This window comes from Nocardia crassostreae (genome assembly GCF_001613405.1).
GTDB lineage: Bacteria > Actinomycetota > Actinomycetes > Mycobacteriales > Mycobacteriaceae > Nocardia > Nocardia crassostreae.
The window spans coordinates 44,461-60,032 of record NZ_BDCH01000034.1; the positions used below are offsets into that span (position 1 = coordinate 44,461).

The following is a 15,572-nucleotide window of genomic DNA, read 5'->3' on the forward strand; positions in this document are numbered from 1 at the left end:
AGATCCCTTTGTGTGAGCAGCATTCGGTCCAGCGGATTTCGCAACGCCTCCGACCGGCCCCGTCCACACCCTCACCGCGTAGACGAGATTCCCCCTGCGCCACGACATCTTCGATGAGTCGATCAGTTCTTGCCCGCGTACCCCCTAGAGCCACGCCTGTTCGAGCACTCAAAAAACATGCAGTGCAATGTTTTTCAATAGGGCCAAATACTACACCGAACCCGCCCGCAGGATGGTTCGATCTTGTCATCCATCAAGGGCGTCCGGAATCACTCGCGGGCAGTGGATTTCCCGATACCGATCACCGCTGGGCCGCTGTTGTTTCGTGCAGCAGGGCACGGATTCGGGCGGGGGTGTGGCCCAGTTCGTGACGCAGCACCCGGGTCAGGTGCGATTGATCGCTGAAGCCCAGGTCGGCGGCCAGGGCGGCGAGATCGGTTTCGCCCCGTTCCAGGCGCGCCAGGGCGCCGCTGATGCGGATTCGATTGCGGTAGCGGCTGATCGGCATGCCGATGTGATGGTGGAAGGTGCGGCTCAAGTGGGCGGGGGTGGTGTCGAGCAGGCTCGACAGGGCGATCAGGTCGGCGGCGGCGGGCACTCCGGCGAGGATCGCCTGGCGGGCCCGGTCTGCCAGGGCGTAGCGACTGGGCGCGGGCGTGGTTCCGGGTTGTTCGCGGAGGGTCAGCGCCAGCAGCCGGACGACGGCCTCGGCGGCGGCGAACTCCGGATCGGGCGCGGTGCGCAGCAGTATGCGATGGGCGAACTCCAGCCGGGCATCCACGCGGATCGCCGGTGCGGGTGCGGCGTCGAGTTCGGCGGCGAGGGCGTGACCGGTGAAGGTGATGGAGGTGCAGCTGTCACCGCCCGCGGGGTGGGCGAAGCGGATCTCCTCGCCGGGGCGGTGCCGATAGCCGGTGGTGGGGTCGACCGTCACCCGGTGGCCCCGGGCCTCGAGGCGGAAGCGGCCGTGGCGGACGAGCACGATCTGGGGGCCGCGCGGCATCTCGGCCGGAGACCAGCGGGTGTGGTCGGCACTGCATTCGACCGCACGGATCACGAAGTGCGGGTTGGTGATCACCGTTCCTGTACGGAGCACCCGGTGATTCTAGGCGCGGCCACCGACAGGTCCGATGCGCATATTTCTTCAAGACCGCGGGACGAGGCGCGGGCAATGCTCGGGTGCATGATCGCTCTCGACACTTCGACCACCTCGGCCGCGCGCCGGGGGTGGATCCTGGCCGTATTGCTCATCGGGCAGCTCATGGCGACCCTGGAAAGCTCCATCGTGTCGGTCGCGGCGCAGACCATCCGGGAGGAGTTGGGGGCGAGCGGGGCGGCGATCCAATTGATCGTGTCGGGCTATCTGCTGACCACCGGCGTGCTGCTGGTGACCTGTGCGCGGCTCGGCGATATCGCCGGACATCGGCGGGTATTCCTGGCCGGGCTGGGCTGGTTCACCGCGGCCTCGCTGCTGTGCGGGCTGGCGCCGAATCCGACCGTGCTGGTACTGGCGCGGATCGCGCAGGCCGTGGGTGCGGCTCTGCTGATGCCGCAGGTGTTCTCGCTGATCCAGCTGTACTGGGACGGTGAGGCGCGGCGGCGGGTGGTCGGCATCTACAGCATGGTGCTGGCGCTGGGAGTCGTGCTGGGACAGGTCGTCGGGGGATTGGTGGTCGGCGCCGATCTGTTCGGACTCGGTTGGCGCCCCGCGTTTCTGCTCAATATTCCCATCGGCGTGATCGCGCTCGTGATCGGCGCGCGCACCCTGCCGACGGGGCGGACGGACGGTGCGGCGCGCCTGGATCCGGCCGGGGTGGCGCTGCTGCCCGTGGCGATGACGGCGTTCACCCTCCCGCTCATTTTCGGCCGGGAGTACGGCTGGCCCGCCTGGGCCTGGATGGCGCTGGCGGGCGGCGGCCTGCTGCTGGCGGCATTCGTTCGCTACGAACGGAATTCGCGGCATCCGGTGCTGGACCTGGCGGTACTGCGCCCGCCGGGGGTGAAGCCCGGGCTGATCGCCTGCTGCCTGGTCATGGGCTGTTACAGCGTATTCGTGCTCACGCTGACCCTGCATCTGCAATCCGCGCTGGGATTCTCGCCACTGCGCGCGGGATCGGCCTTCGCGCCGTTCGCCATTGGATTCGGTGCGCTGAGCCTGACCTGGACCCGATATCCGCAGCGCGTGCAGCGGCTGTTGCCGACGATGGGCCCGATCGCCTTCGCGGCGGGCTCGATCACGCTGGCGCTCATACTCGTTCGCGATCAGTGGCATCCGCTGCTCGCGACGCCGCTGCTCTTGTTCGCGGGCGCGGGGCACGCCGCGGGCTACAGTCCACTGATCGCGCGCCTCACCACGCTGGTGGAAGCACGCCATGCCTCGGCACTCTCGGCCCTCGATTCCACCGGCCCGATGCTCACCGCGGTGACGACCGTCGCCGGGCTCGGCAGCGTCTACTTCGCCGCCCCCTCCTCGGCCGACGGCCTGCTCCGAGTCGCGATCGCGGTCGCGATCCTGCTGGCGGTGACGGCGGTGTGCGCGGCCCGCTCCGGAATGGCGGCGGTCGGCAACCGGGCCGGGGCCGCCGCGTAGGCCGACGGGTGCGCCCTCAGGCGTGGATTCCGGCCCGGAACTTGGGGATTCGCATGCTTACCTTGGTGCCCGCACCGGGTGCGGTGTCCACGATCAGGCCGTAGTCGTCCCCGAAAGCGGCGCGCAGCCGGTCGTCCACATTGGCCAGGCCCACGTGCGCGGACTCGCCGGAAGTGGCTGGGCCGGTCCCGGTTTGGACGGAATCCAGCGCACCGGACCGCAGCAGTTCGGGATCCATGCCGACCCCGTCGTCCTCGACGGTGATGACGCAGTCGGTGCCCTCGTCAGCCGCCACGATGGTGAGCGTCCCGCCCTTCGGCTTGGCGGCCAGCCCGTGCCGGACGGCATTCTCCACCAGCGGCTGCAAGGCCAGGAACGGCAGCACCACCCCCAGCACCTCGGGTGCGACGCGCAGCCGCACCTGCAGGGAATCGCCGAACCGCGCCCGCTCCAAGGCCAGATAACGGTCGATATTCTTCAATTCGTCGGCGAGAACGGTGAATTCACCCGCGGCCCGGAACGAATACCGGGTGAAGTCCGCGAAATCCAGAATCAGTTCCCGCGCCCGCGCCGGATCGGTGCGCACGAACGAGGCGATGGTGTTCAACGCGTTGTAGATGAAATGCGGGCTGATCTGCGCCCGCAGCGCCCGCACCTCCGCCCGGTCCAGCCGCGCCCGCGAGGCGTCCAGCTCCGCCAATTCGATTTGCCCGCAGGCGTATCGGGCCACCTCGGCCACGGCCCCGAGCAGGCCCGGCCCCGGCTGATCCGCCGTGACCACGCCCAGCGCGCCGATCATCCCGCTGTACTCGGTGGCCAGCGGCTGCGCCAGCAACGTGTAGCCGTCGCTGCCCGGTCCGGCCACCAGGACCGGCCGCCCGCTGGCCATGGCCCGGCGCGCGGTATCGGCGAGCAGCGGCCCGAGTTCGGGATGCGGTCCGTCCCAAGCAAGCATCTCGCCGTCCGGATCGATGACGCCCAGCGCAAGCGTTCCGGTGAGCGCGCGCAGAGGCGGGGCCGCCTCCTGCGCGGATTCGGCGGTGAGCCCGCGCCGCAGCGGCCGCGCCGCCTGGGACGCTGTCTGCAACGCTTGGTGCACGGCGCGTTCGGCGGGTGTGGTGACCGTGCGGCGAGTACGCGGCCAGGCCAGCAGGGCGGCGGCAATGAGAATGCCGGTGACGAGGATGGCCGCGGCGGTCGCGGTCACGGCGCAGCCGTCCAGACGGTGCGGGCAGCGCTGCCGGGCGGCGACCAGATCATCTCCGGATTATCACCTGCCCATTGCCGCAGTGACATTCGCCACGACACGCGGGGGCGGCACGCCGTTGTCGCAGTCCGGCCACCTCGTCGTTCTCGATTGCCTCCGCGTGGCGTCCGAAGGCGTCGGTGGGGGCGCTTAGTATGTCTGCGTGTCAGCCTCGTCGGGATCATTCGTTCATCTCCACAACCACACCGAGTACTCCATGCTCGACGGCGCGGCGAAGATCACGCCTCTGTTCAAAGAGGCGAATCGCCTGGGGATGACCGCGGTGGGCATGACCGACCACGGCAATATGTACGGCGCGTCCGAGTTCTACAACTCCGCCAAGAAGCAGGGCATCAAGCCGATCATCGGCATCGAGGCCTACATCGCCCCCGACTCCCGGTTCAACACCAAACGCGTGCAGTGGGGCGATCCCTCGCAGAAGAGCGACGACGTCTCCGGCTCCGGCGCCTACACCCATATGACCATGGTCGCCGAGACCGCGCAGGGTCTGCGGAACCTGTTCAAGCTGTCCTCCCTGGCCTCCATCGAAGGTCAGCTCGGCAAGTGGGCGCGTATGGACGCCGACATCATCGCCGAACACGCCGCGGGCATTATCGCCACCACCGGTTGCCCGTCGGGCGAGGTGCAGACCCGCCTGCGCCTGGGCCAGGAACGCGAGGCCCTCGAGGCCGCCGCCAAATGGCAGGAGATCTTCGGCCCGGAGAACTTCTTCCTCGAGATCATGGACCACGGCCTGTCCATCGAGCGCCGGGTGCGCGAGGGCCTCCTGGATGTCGGCAAGAAACTGGGCATTCCGTCCTTGGCCACCAATGACTGCCATTATGTGCACGAGCACGACTCCGGCAACCACGAGGCGCTGCTCTGCGTCCAGACCGGCAAGACCCTCTCGGATCCGACCCGCTTCAAGTTCGACGGCTCCGGCTACTACCTCAAGTCCGCCGACGAGATGCGCGCCATCTGGGATGCCGAGGTCCCCGGCGCCTGCGACAACACCGTCCTCATCGGCGAGCGCGTGCAGTCCTACGACGAGGTCTGGAACCACCGCGACCGGATGCCCATCTTCCCGGTCCCTGAGGGCGAGACCCAGGCCAGCTGGCTGCGCCACGAGGTCCTGAAGGGCCTGGATCGCCGCTTCCCCAACGGGGTTCCGGAGGAATACCTCACCCGGGCCGACTACGAGATCGGCGTCGTCAACGAAATGGGCTTCCCGGCCTACTTCCTCATCGTCGCCGACCTCATCACCTACGCCCGCTCGGTCGGCATCAATGTCGGTCCAGGTCGTGGTTCGGCGGCCGGTTCGCTGGTCGCCTACGCCATGGGCATCACCAATATCGACCCCATCCCGCACGGGCTGCTGTTCGAGCGCTTCCTCAATCCCGAACGCGTCTCCATGCCCGATATCGATATCGACTTCGACGATCGCCGCCGCGGTGAGATGGTCCGCTACGCCACCGAGAAGTGGGGCAGCGACCGCGTCGCCCAGGTGATCACCTTCGGCACCATTAAAACCAAGGCCGCGCTGAAGGATTCGGCGCGCGTGCAGTTCGGCCAGCCCGGTTTCGCCATCGCGGACCAGATTTCGAAGGCGCTGCCGCCGCCGATCATGGCCAAGGACATTCCGCTCTCGGGCATCATGGATCCCGAGCACGAGCGGTACAAGGAGGCCGCCGAGGTCCGGGAGCTCATCAATACCAACCCGGATGTCAACAAGATCTACGAAACCGCCCGCGGCCTCGAAGGTCTGATCCGCAATGCGGGCGTGCACGCCTGCGCGGTCATCATGTCGAGCGAACCGCTCACCGATGCCATCCCGGTGTGGAAGCGGCCCCAGGACGGGGCCATCATCACCGGCTGGGACTACCCGTCGTGTGAGGCCATCGGCCTGTTGAAGATGGACTTCCTGGGCCTGCGCAACCTCACCGTCATCGGTGACGCCCTGGTGAATATCAAGAACAACCGGGGCATCGAACTCGACCTCGACACGCTGCCCCTGGAAGATCCGGCGACCTACGAATTGCTCGCCCGCGGTGACACTCTCGGCGTGTTCCAGCTCGACGGCGGCGCCATGCGGGATCTGCTGCGCCGCATGATCCCGACCGGCTTCGAGGACATCGTGGCCGTGCTCGCGCTGTACCGCCCCGGCCCCATGGGCATGAACGCCCACAACGACTACGCCGACCGCAAGAACGCGCGGCAAGAGGTCAAACCCATCCATCCGGAGCTTGAGGAGCCCCTGAAGGACATCCTGCGTGATACCTACGGCCTGATCGTGTATCAGGAGCAGATCATGCAGATCGCGCAGAAGGTCGCCGGATACTCCCTCGGCCGAGCCGATATTCTGCGCCGCGCCATGGGTAAGAAGAAGGCCGAGGTCCTGGAAGCCGAATTCGAGGGCTTCGAGAAGGGCATGCTGGACAACGGCTTCTCCAAGCCCGCCATCAAGGCGCTGTGGGACACGATTCTCCCGTTCGCCGGATACGCGTTCAACAAATCGCATGCCGCGGGCTACGGCCTGGTGTCGTTCTGGACCGCCTATCTCAAGGCCAACTATCCGGCCGAGTACATGGCCGGTCTGCTCACCTCCGTCGGTGACGACAAGGACAAGGCCGCCGTCTATCTGGCCGACTGCCGCCGCCTGGGCATCCAGGTGCTGCCGCCGGACGTCAACGAGTCCGAGATCGAATTCGCCTCCGTGGGCAATGACATTCGCTTCGGTATGGGCGCGGTCCGCAATGTCGGCGCGAATGTGGTGTCCTCGATCATCGCGGCGCGCAAGGAGAAGTCGAAGTTCACCGATTTCTCGGATTATCTGAACAAGATCGACGCCATTGCCTGCACCAAGAAGGTCACCGAATCCCTCATCAAGGCGGGCGCTTTCGATTCGCTCGGGCATCCGCGCAATGGTCTGCTGCTGGTGCACTCCGATGCCATCGACGCCGTCATGTCCACCAAGAAGGCCGAGGCCATCGGCCAATTCGACCTCTTCGGCGGGCTCGACGACGGTGACGATTCGATTGCCAGCGTCTTCAATGTGAAGGTCCCCGACGAGGAGTGGGAGACCAAGCACAAGCTCGCCCTGGAGCGGGAAATGCTGGGCCTCTACGTGTCCGGGCATCCGCTCAATGGCGTGGAGCACGTCCTCGCACAGCAGTCCGACACCCAGATCCCGGCCATTCTCGAAGGCGATATCAAGGACGGCGCGCAGGTCACCATCGGCGGCATCTTCGCCAATGTCGCCCGCCGCGTGAACAAGAACGGCCTGGCCTGGGCGTCGGCGCAATTGGAGGATCTCACCGGCGGTATCGAGGTGCTGTTCTTCCCGCAGTCCTATTCGGTGTACGGCATGGATGTCACCGAGGATGCCATCGTCCTGGTGAAGGCGCGCGTCTCCGCCCGCGACGACCGCGTCTCGCTCATTGCCAATGACCTTGTGGTGCCGGATCTTTCGTCCATCGGCGTGGACAAGCCGCTCTCGGTGGTCATTCCGACCCGGCTGTGCACGCCCGACAAGATCGGCGCGCTCAAGCGGGTGCTGAGCAGCCATCCCGGCACCGCCGACGTCCATGTCCGCCACGTCGGCTCGCGCGAGCGCACCACGGTGCTGAAGGTCGCCGACAATCTGCGGGTGTCGCCGTCCTCCGCCCTCATGGGTGATCTCAAGGCCCTGCTCGGCCCGGGCTGCCTGGCGGGTTAGCGACTGGGCGAGGCCCCCTCGAAACCGCGAGGGGGCCTCTTATGTACGGAGACCTACAACCATGTTGGGTGGCCGAATACGGCGCCGCTGTCGTCGATCTCCGCGGACTTGGCGTACAGGTAGGCGTATTGGCGGATGGTGACCGGGCCGGTGCACTGGTTCACCACGATGTGGAAGTCGCGGATGACGGTGGTCGCGGTGATGCCCGGGGCGACCTCCTTCTCGGCCAGTGGAACCTCTTTCACCTCACCGGCATTGAGGTTCAGGGTCGCGACGGGGTTGGGGTTGATCGCGAGGTTGGGCTGCGGGCCGACCAGCAGTGTCAGGTCGGGGGTGGCGCCGACGGTGCCCGCGCCGATGGTGACCGCGCAGCCGACGTGGTAGCCGACCTTCAAGGTTCCGCCCGCCATTCCGTTGATCCGGCCGTAGGCGGCGGTGCTGATGAATGCCTCGCGGGTGGTGCCCATCTGATTCAGGGGCGCGATCCGGTTGATGAACTCGACGCCGTGCCCGACGGTGAAGCTGCCGAATGTCGATTGGTAGGTCTGCTCGTGCGCGGGCAGGGTGATCACCTCGGCATGCCCTTGCGGCAGGAAGCTCAGCGAGGCGCCGATCGATAGGAGGGCTATGGATAACGGTCTGAACCGCCTGAACAACCGCATGTCATTACGGTAATAGAGGACATGCATGACCAACCGGCATGACACACGGGCCGACGGGCCGCTATTCGATGACGTTCGCGGAACCGGTCCCGGTCAGCCGCGCAGCGCGCCCGTGATCCAGCGCAAGGCCGCCACGGTCGCCGCCGCCAGCACGGCGGTCTGCGCGGACCCGGTGATGAGGGCGAGCAGCAGTGCGGTCACCAGCCCGGCCGCGACGGCCTCGAGCTTGTACACCGGCCAGGCCGTACCCGCGATATCCACGGTCGGCGCCTGTGAGCGAACCCGCTCCACCTGCGTTGGGTGAACCACTGCCATACCGTCAGGCTACCCGAAGCCAAAAAGTTCGGTCCACCGAACTTTCTGTCGGGAACATAACAACGCACCATGCTGTTGGCGGATTCATGCCACTAATCGGAGAATATCAACCCGGCACCACCGACTGGGCCGTGGAGCAGGCGGAAGGCTACGAGTCGTCCAACGGCTCGACCCACACGACGATCCAGGGCGCGCCCATCATCCTGGTCACCAGCGTGGGCGCCAAGACCGGCAAACTCCGCAAGACCCCGCTCATGCGCGTCGAGCACGACGGCGAGTACGCCATCGTCGCCTCGCTGGGCGGCGCACCCAAGCATCCCGTCTGGTACTGGAACATCAAGAAGAATCCGCACGTCGAACTCCGTGACGGCGCGGCGGTCAAGGACTACGACGCCCGCGAGGTCACCGGCGACGAGAAGGCGCTGTGGTGGAAGCGCGCCGTCGAGGTCTGGCCGGACTACGACAACTACACCAAGAAGACCACCCGCGAGATCCCCGTCTTCGTCCTCACGCCCCGAAACTGACGGGTTATCGGCCGCCTATCCCGAGCACCAGGAGACCCCACCGCCAACCACGGTCGGTCGCGGCTCAGCCCGCTTGGACCTGACCGCAACCGACCTGGTTGCCGGTGGCGTCGTATACCGGCCAGAGCATGGCGGCCGAGGTTTTCGGGCCGTACACGCCGTCCTGGGTGAGGTGGTACTTGTCCTGGACGAACTGCACGTCGGTCTTGGTGTCCTGGCCGTACATGCCGGTGGCGTCGGTGATTTCACGGCCTTCGCACAGGCGCAGCGCGGTCTGGAGGGCGGTGACACCGGCCAGTGGCTGCGCGGTTCCACCGGGTGGGGAATCGTTCGTGGACAGGATGCAATAGCGCCCGCCATTGTTGGTGCTGGGTATGACCGCGTGGGCGTTCGCCGCGACCGGCACATCGGTGACGAAGTGACAGCGCGAATACGAGGGCGGCACCGAGGTCGTGCTCGTCGCGGCGGGTGGGCCCAGATCGGCGTCGGCGCGCAATATCAGGAACAGGACCGCCGTGGACACCGTGACCACCGCCCCGGCCCTCAGCGCGAGCCGGGTTCGGGCGCCGGATCGCCGCACCGTACGAGACAGCCATGCCGGTCCCGCCATGACGCGTGTCGTGGCGGTCTCGGTGTGCAGCGCCGCGGTCGCGGCGGCGGCCAGTTCACCGCAGCTCGGATAGCGTTCGGCCGGATCCGCGGCGGTGGCCTTCGCGATGACCGCGCGCATGGCGGGCGGGAGCCGATCGGTGTCGGTTCCGGGCAGTCCGCGAGGCTGGCGGCCGGTCAGCAGTTCGTAGAGGGTGACGCCGAGGGCGTGCACGTCGGCGCTGTAGTCGACCGGCAGACCGGCCCGTTGCTCCGGCGGCGCGTACGGTGCGGAGAAGGCCCAGCGTTCGGTGACCGTGCGGGTGCTCTCGGTTTCGGTGCTGCGGGCAATGCCGAAGTCGCCGACCAGCACCCAGTCGGTGTCGCCATGGTCGGCGGAGAGAAAGATATTGCCGGGCTTCACATCCCGGTGGATCACGCGTTTGCGGTGGGCGTGATCCAGGGCCTTGGCGGCTTCGGTGACGATGTGCACGGCCCGGGCGGGTCCACGCCGTCCGGATTGGCTTCGATCAGCGCGGCCAGATCGCCGCCCGGCACGTACTGCATGGCCAGCCACAGCACGCCGTTCTCCTCGCCGAACCGCTTGACGTCCACAATGTTCGGATGCTCCAGGCCCGCCGCCAGTTCGGCCTCGCGCCGGAACTGCGCGGCATGGAAGGGCCGGTCGCGCGAATCGCGGAGCACCTTGAGCGCCACCTTCATGGGCATCTCGGGATCCTCGGCCAGATACACCGTGCCCATCCCGCCCGCGCTCAACCGGCGTTCGATCACATACCCGGCGAAGATCGAACCACGCGGCAGCTCTTCGGGATACAACCTCCGCTGCACCTCCTCGGACGGCCGTCGCGACGAGAATAATGCGTGGGGTGGAGTCAGCCAACCCGCCCGCACTCGATCTGCGGGTGCTCGGGCCGGTGCGCCTGTTCGTGAACGGGAACGCGATCGTGTTGCCCGGCACCAAACTTCGCGCGCTACTGGCCGTGCTGACCTTGAATCGCCGACGCGCGGTGACCCGCACGGCGCTGCTGCGGCTGGTGTGGGAGGCCGATCCGGGCCGCTCGGAAAGCGTTGTCTACGGCTGCGTCTCGAGCCTGCGCACCGTCCTGCACGAGGCCGGGATCGACGATCGTGCGGTGCTGCGCAACGTGCCCGCCGGGTACCTGCTCGACATTCGCGATACGGATTGCGATGTGGGGCGCTTCGAAAACGCCTGCGCGCAAGGGCGCATCGCCTGCGCGGCGTAGGCTTCGGAGCAGGCGGCCCGGCATTTCGCGAACGCTCTGGCCGAATGGAGCGGCGAGGCCGTGGCCGATCTGCGCGAGCTGGGCTTCGCCGCGAATTTCGCCACCGATATGGATGAGCGTCGGCTCAATGCCCGCGCCGACCGGATCGAGGCCGAGATCGACGGCGGTGCGGCGGGTGCCGTGATCGGCGAGCTCACCGCCCTCACCGCCGACCATCCGCTCGACGAACGGCTGTGGCGGTCGCTCGTCACCGCCCTGTATCGCGCCGGGCGGCAGGCCGACGCGCTGACCGCCTGCCGCGCCGTCCGCGACGCGCTGCGCGCCGCCGGAATGGATCCCGATCCGAACACGGTGGCCCTGGAGGCCGCGGTGCGCGCGCAGCGGCCCGTGCCGACGGCAAAGGTCGTGCGCCGCACCACCGTCCGCGACGGCCCGGATATCCGGCGATCGGCCTGGCTGCGCATCGGGAATGCCGCGCCCATTCCGATTCCGCCCGCCGGTCTCTCCCTGGGCCGCGATACCGCCAACGATGTGGTGCTCGACGATTCCCGCGTCAGCCGCCGCCATGCCCGCGTGCTGCACCGCGACGGCGGAGTGTTCCTGCGCGACCGCGATTCGGCCAATGGCGTCTACCTCAATGGCGCCCCGATCGTCGCGGACACCATGCTGTCGGACGGCGACGAGATCGTCATCGGTTCCACCACCGTCGTCTACGAGCTGCGCTCCGAAGAATTCCGGGAGAAATCCCCGAGCAGCGGCGCCTAGCTTCGTGGACGGGAGCACCGCTCCCGTCCACGAAAAGCACACGATCCCGGGGGAATTCCATGAAACTCCGCTCCATCGCCGCGACGTCCGCACTCGCCGCCGCCATGCTGACGGGTGCGGCCGTACCCGCCTTGGCCGCGCCCGGCGCGGCGCCGCTCGCCACCGCGGCGAGCGGCTGCGACTACACCTACGGAACGCCGACCCTCGCCGAGGGCAGCCGGGGCGACGCCGTGAAGCAGCTGCAATGCCTGCTCTTCGATCACGGCTACGATCCGGGCTTCGTGGACGGCGCCTTCGGCCCGCTGACCGCGAGCGCCGTCTACTTGTTCCAATACGACCACGGCTTGGTGACCGACAAGATCGTCGGCCCCAAGACGTGGACCGCCCTGTACTCCTGAGCCCGCTAGGCGGCGGACTCGCCACCGGCATTGGCACTCGCCATGAGCGTGGCGAGCCCGCCGCCGCGGCCCGGGCCCGGCTGTTCGGCCGGGTCCGGCAGGACCGGCTCGAAATCGGTGCGTTCGACCAGCTCGGGCAGGATGTCGCCGCCCATCGCCTCCAGCCGCCTGCGCAGGTTGACCGGGCGGTAATTGCCCACCGAGGAGGCCAGATAGCTGTTCTGGTCACCGGGCTTGAGCAGCCGCCGCCAGGAATCCCAGTAGAACCGGCCCCGGCTGCGGCGCGGATGCCGGATCATGCGGAACACATTGAGGACTCGATAGGCCGTGCCGAGCGAGTCGTGCCGCTCGTGATGCTCACCGGCAGCCTGCGGGCACTGCGCCATCAGTTGCGCCAGCCGCGGATGATCGAAGGCCAGCCCTTCCTTCGCCGCCTCGTCGATCATCCAACGCAGGGTGACATCGGACAGCGCGCATTCGGGATACCCGCCGCCGATATCGCTGTGCACACCCTCGAACCAGACCTGCTTCACGCGATCGTTGCGCCGGTATTTCTCGCCGAGTTCGACCGGCACCTCCCACAGGCAGGGCTCGAAGGCCCGGCGGCGTTCGTCGAGGGCCAGGGCCTGCCGCGCGCAGTACACGATGCGCGACAGCCGCACATCGTGGAAGCGGTGCCGCCACGAGGTGATGCCCGGAATGCCCATGGCGCCGACGGTGTCGAAGACGCCCAGGAAGTTGATCTTCACCGGATCCGGGTAGCAGTACTCGGCGCGGAAATCGATCCACTCCTGCGGATCCGGCGCATCCGGATCCTTGCGGGTCTGATAGATCTTCAGCGCGTCGGGATACTTGCCCTGGATCATGCCCTTGTAGTTGAGGATGCCCAACCGGCTGATCATGCCCGCCAGGCTGCGGGCGGTGTACGCGCCGCGACTGAATCCGAAGATGTAGATCTCGTCGCCCGGCTCCCAGTTGGAGGCCAACTGCCAGTAGGCGGAGGAGAGATTCGCTTCGAGACCGAGACCGAATGCCCCGCCGAGCAGTCGATCGGAGACGAAACCGCGGGCGCCGGGCCCGGACACATAGAAGACGCGCTGCCCGATCTGCGTGCCGTCGGGGCCCTTGCCCGACAGCCGGACCGTCTGCGCGATCTTGACGATATTCGATACGGTGCTGCTCGACTCGGCCTTCCAAGTGCCGTCGCAGCACACCACCAGCCTCTTCATGAACAGAGCCTCCCGCCCAGACTGTTCGGTTTCACGCGTAGTGGACTACCCGATTAATCGCGCCGGATGCGCGAATCCGTTAGCCAGAGATCTTGGGCGATATCTCTTTCAGATTTGTTAACGTCCGCTTATCGCGGCGCGAGCGCTCATGAATCGTTCACGATCGGTATGGCACCGTGGGCGCATGCCCGACGAACGAACGAGTCCCCGCACCGTGTGGGTGCTCGTGTGCGAGGACGACGATGAACTGGGGGAACGCGTCGCCGGTGGATTGCGTGATGCCGGATTCGTCGTCGATCTCACGCGCAATCTCGACGAGGCGGGCCGACGGTGCGGCGCCCAGCTCTACGACTGCCTGGTGATCGATCGCGGGCTGCCCGACGGGGACGGGCTGGATCTGATTCGGCGGCAACGGAAATCGGGGCGGACCACCCCGGCGCTCATTATGACCGCACGCGACAGCCCGGCCGATCGCCGCGACGGCTTCGCCAGCGGCGCCAACGACTGGCTGCCCAAACCGTTCTCCCTCGCCGAGCTGTCCGCGCGGGTGCGGGCCCTGTGCGCACGCCGGACGCCGCCGCCCTCACCGGTGCTCACCATCGGCGATCTGGTGGTGGACCGGCTGCGGCGGCGGGTGCAGCGGGCCGGGGTGCTGCTCACCGTGACCTCGCGGGAGTTCTGCGCGCTGGAACTGCTCGCGGCGCGGGCGGGCCGCCCGGTCACCCATTTCGAACTGGCCGAGTACTGCACCGAGCCGCCGACCGAGATCGGCATCGACGATGTCATGCACCGGCTGGATCGCAAGCTCGGCGTGCCCCGGCTCATTCACACCACAGACGGCGGCTACCTGCTGCGCGTCGATCAGGTCAGATAGCGGTAGGCCGGGGAGCCCGGTTCCAGGCGCTCGCCCTGGATCGGCGATTCGTCCATGCGCTTGAGCAGGGACTCCAGGCCGTCCGGCGAACCCAGCTCGATACCGACCAACGCGGCGCCGGTCTCCCGGTTGTTGCGCTTGACGTATTCGAACAGGGTGATGTCGTCGTCCGGGCCGAGGACCTCGTCCAGGAAACGGCGCAGCGCGCCCGGCTCCTGCGGAAAGTCCACCAGGAAATAGTGTTTCAGCCCCTGGTGCACCAGCGACCGCTCGATGACCTCGCCGTAGCGGGAGACATCGTTATTGCCGCCCGAGAGCAGGCACACCACGGTGGAGCCCGGTTCGATATCGAGTTCGCGCAGTGCCGCCACCGAGAGCGCACCCGCGGGCTCGGCCACGATGCCCTCGTTCTGGTACAGCTCCAGCATGGTGGTGCAGATGGCGCCCTCGTCGACATGCAGCATGCGGAAAGAGCCTGCGCCGCTGTCGGATTCGGTGGAGGTCAGTAAAGGCAGCGAGGCGTGCGAGCGCACCCGGCCACCGAAGCGCGAGACCGCGGTGTAGGGCACCGCGCCGATGCGGCGCACGGCCGCGCCGTCCACGAACGGATCGATCTCCGGCAGCGTCACCGGACCGCCCGCCACGAGGGCGGCGGTCATGGACGCGGCGCCGGAGGGCTCCACGCCGAGAATGGCCGTCTCGGGAGCCCGCGCGCGCAGATAGGTGCCGATACCGGCGAGGCAGCCGCCGCCGCCCACCGGCACCACCACCAGATCCGGTGCGTGGCCGAGCTGTTCGAGGATTTCGGCGGCAATGGTGCCCTGTCCGGCCGCGGTGCGCGGATCGTCGAAGGGGTGCACGATGGTCGCGCCGGTGCGCTCCACATCGGCCAGCGCGGCCGCGGCGGCGGCGTCGTAGGTGTCGCCGATGGCGATGAGCTCCACGAATTCCCCGCCGTGCGCGCGGATTCGGTCGCGCTTCTGCTTGGGCGTGGTGGTCGGGACGTAGATGCGGCCCTTGATCCCCATGGCCTTGCACGCGAATGCCACGCCCTGAGCGTGGTTTCCGGCGCTGGCCGCGACCACGCCCGCGGCGCGCTCGGCGGCGGTCAGCTGGACGATGAGGTTGTAGGCGCCGCGCAGCTTGTACGAGCGGACGGCGGTGAGGTCCTCCCGCTTCAGGTAGACCTCGGCCCCGGTGGCCGCCGACAACCGCGCATTCCTGACCAGCGGCGTCGGCTCGATAATGTCGGAAATTCGCTTGGCGGCGGCATCGATCTCGTCCGCGGTCAATTCAGGCAGCGGACCGGACACTTTCTCTGCTACAGCAAGCGGATCAGACACCCGCAACATGCTAGCCGGGACCGCGCGCCGACCTGTGGGCGGAGCCGCCAAACGGGGC

15 protein-coding genes and 1 pseudogene are annotated in these 15,572 nt (G+C 67.6%); 8 read left to right on the plus strand and 8 right to left on the minus strand.

Annotated features, from left to right (window positions below):
• Nucleotides 1-301: 301 nt before the first annotated feature.
• On the minus strand, nt 302-1,096 hold the full coding sequence (locus tag NC4_RS31575; RefSeq protein WP_067545721.1) for a helix-turn-helix domain-containing protein: 795 nt from the start codon (nt 1,094-1,096) through the stop codon (nt 302-304).
• 87 nt (nt 1,097-1,183) lie between these two features.
• On the opposite strand from NC4_RS31575, the gene NC4_RS31580 reads away from it, so the two are divergent.
• Nucleotides 1,184-2,590, plus strand: coding sequence for an MFS transporter (locus NC4_RS31580; RefSeq protein WP_067545836.1), 1,407 nt, complete (start codon nt 1,184-1,186; stop codon nt 2,588-2,590).
• 16 nt (nt 2,591-2,606) lie between these two features.
• Here the strand turns inward: NC4_RS31580 and NC4_RS31585 are convergent, their stop codons facing one another.
• Nucleotides 2,607-3,797: a histidine kinase gene (locus tag NC4_RS31585; RefSeq protein ID WP_067545724.1), complete on the minus strand. Its 1,191-nt coding sequence runs from the start codon at nt 3,795-3,797 to the stop codon at nt 2,607-2,609.
• A gap of 202 nt (nt 3,798-3,999) precedes the next feature.
• On the opposite strand from NC4_RS31585, the gene dnaE reads away from it, so the two are divergent.
• Nucleotides 4,000-7,551, plus strand: a complete 3,552-nt coding sequence (gene dnaE, locus NC4_RS31590; RefSeq protein ID WP_084529954.1) for a DNA polymerase III subunit alpha — start codon at nt 4,000-4,002, stop codon at nt 7,549-7,551.
• Between the two features lie 53 nt (nt 7,552-7,604).
• Here the strand turns inward: dnaE and NC4_RS31595 are convergent, their stop codons facing one another.
• Both NC4_RS31595 and NC4_RS31600 read right to left on the minus strand, forming a co-directional pair.
• On the minus strand, nt 7,605-8,213 hold the full coding sequence (locus NC4_RS31595) for an MspA family porin (RefSeq protein ID WP_067545839.1): 609 nt from the start codon (nt 8,211-8,213) through the stop codon (nt 7,605-7,607).
• Nucleotides 8,214-8,306: 93 nt separating this feature from the next.
• Entirely contained in the window at nt 8,307-8,528 is a 222-nt protein-coding gene (locus NC4_RS31600) for a hypothetical protein (protein WP_067545730.1), read from the minus strand.
• 86 nt (nt 8,529-8,614) lie between these two features.
• Between NC4_RS31600 and NC4_RS31605 the strand changes: the two genes are divergently transcribed.
• Complete coding sequence (locus tag NC4_RS31605; protein WP_067545734.1) at nt 8,615-9,052, plus strand: nitroreductase family deazaflavin-dependent oxidoreductase; 438 nt, start codon at nt 8,615-8,617, stop codon at nt 9,050-9,052.
• A gap of 64 nt (nt 9,053-9,116) precedes the next feature.
• On the opposite strand, the gene NC4_RS44210 is transcribed toward NC4_RS31605, so the two are convergent.
• Nucleotides 9,117-10,133 carry a serine/threonine-protein kinase gene (locus tag NC4_RS44210; RefSeq protein ID WP_067545737.1) on the minus strand — a complete coding sequence of 339 codons (1,017 nt, stop codon included), beginning with the start codon at nt 10,131-10,133 and terminating at the stop codon, nt 9,117-9,119.
• The gene (locus NC4_RS44215) at nt 10,076-10,489 is read right to left on the minus strand and encodes a serine/threonine protein kinase (RefSeq protein WP_157555345.1); all 414 of its coding nucleotides are present in this window, start codon (nt 10,487-10,489) and stop codon (nt 10,076-10,078) included. The genes NC4_RS44210 and NC4_RS44215 overlap by 58 nt, the downstream gene beginning before the upstream one ends.
• A gap of 38 nt (nt 10,490-10,527) precedes the next feature.
• Between NC4_RS44215 and NC4_RS39550 the strand changes: the two genes are divergently transcribed.
• The 4 genes and pseudogenes from NC4_RS39550 to NC4_RS31625 all read left to right on the plus strand — a co-directional run bounded on the left by NC4_RS39550 (nt 10,528) and on the right by NC4_RS31625 (nt 12,068).
• Nucleotides 10,528-10,905 (plus strand): AfsR/SARP family transcriptional regulator, encoded by a 378-nt coding sequence (locus tag NC4_RS39550; protein WP_169814906.1) that lies wholly within the window; start codon nt 10,528-10,530, stop codon nt 10,903-10,905.
• Nucleotides 10,906-10,923: 18 nt separating this feature from the next.
• Nucleotides 10,924-11,268, plus strand: a pseudogene (locus tag NC4_RS44220) (AfsR/SARP family transcriptional regulator); the annotation flags it as partial.
• Nucleotides 11,269-11,310: 42 nt separating this feature from the next.
• Nucleotides 11,311-11,670: an FHA domain-containing protein gene (locus NC4_RS44225; RefSeq protein ID WP_281186543.1), complete on the plus strand. Its 360-nt coding sequence runs from the start codon at nt 11,311-11,313 to the stop codon at nt 11,668-11,670.
• 59 nt (nt 11,671-11,729) lie between these two features.
• Nucleotides 11,730-12,068 carry a peptidoglycan-binding domain-containing protein gene (locus NC4_RS31625; RefSeq protein ID WP_067545743.1) on the plus strand — a complete coding sequence of 113 codons (339 nt, stop codon included), beginning with the start codon at nt 11,730-11,732 and terminating at the stop codon, nt 12,066-12,068.
• Between the two features lie 5 nt (nt 12,069-12,073).
• Here the strand turns inward: NC4_RS31625 and NC4_RS31630 are convergent, their stop codons facing one another.
• Nucleotides 12,074-13,297: a T6SS phospholipase effector Tle1-like catalytic domain-containing protein gene (locus NC4_RS31630; RefSeq protein ID WP_067545746.1), complete on the minus strand. Its 1,224-nt coding sequence runs from the start codon at nt 13,295-13,297 to the stop codon at nt 12,074-12,076.
• A 184-nt stretch (nt 13,298-13,481) separates the two neighbouring features.
• Here NC4_RS31630 and NC4_RS31635 point away from each other — a divergent pair, with 184 nt between their 5' ends.
• Nucleotides 13,482-14,171 (plus strand): response regulator transcription factor, encoded by a 690-nt coding sequence (locus NC4_RS31635; protein ID WP_245722069.1) that lies wholly within the window; start codon nt 13,482-13,484, stop codon nt 14,169-14,171.
• Here the strand turns inward: NC4_RS31635 and ilvA are convergent.
• A complete protein-coding gene (gene ilvA / locus NC4_RS31640) occupies nt 14,159-15,523 on the minus strand; it encodes a threonine ammonia-lyase IlvA (protein WP_067545749.1) in 1,365 nt (454 codons plus the stop codon). The two genes, NC4_RS31635 and ilvA, sit on opposite strands and share 13 nt — an antisense overlap.
• Nucleotides 15,524-15,572: the final 49 nt, after the last annotated feature.

Bases quoted from the DNA above. Each gene is read 5' to 3' on its own strand.
- NC4_RS31630 (WP_067545746.1), bottom strand. From the start codon at position 13,297: ATGAAGAGGCTGGTGGTGTGCTGCGACGGCACTTGGAAGGCCGAGTCG.
- NC4_RS31600 (WP_067545730.1), bottom strand. From the start codon at position 8,528: ATGGCAGTGGTTCACCCAACGCAGGTGGAGCGGGTTCGCTCACAGGCG.
- ilvA (WP_067545749.1), bottom strand. From the start codon at position 15,523: ATGTTGCGGGTGTCTGATCCGCTTGCTGTAGCAGAGAAAGTGTCCGGT.
- NC4_RS31625 (WP_067545743.1), top strand. From the start codon at position 11,730: ATGAAACTCCGCTCCATCGCCGCGACGTCCGCACTCGCCGCCGCCATG.
- NC4_RS31605 (WP_067545734.1), top strand. From the start codon at position 8,615: ATGCCACTAATCGGAGAATATCAACCCGGCACCACCGACTGGGCCGTG.
- NC4_RS31595 (WP_067545839.1), bottom strand. From the start codon at position 8,213: ATGCGGTTGTTCAGGCGGTTCAGACCGTTATCCATAGCCCTCCTATCG.
- NC4_RS31635 (WP_245722069.1), top strand. From the start codon at position 13,482: ATGCCCGACGAACGAACGAGTCCCCGCACCGTGTGGGTGCTCGTGTGC.
- NC4_RS31580 (WP_067545836.1), top strand. From the start codon at position 1,184: ATGATCGCTCTCGACACTTCGACCACCTCGGCCGCGCGCCGGGGGTGG.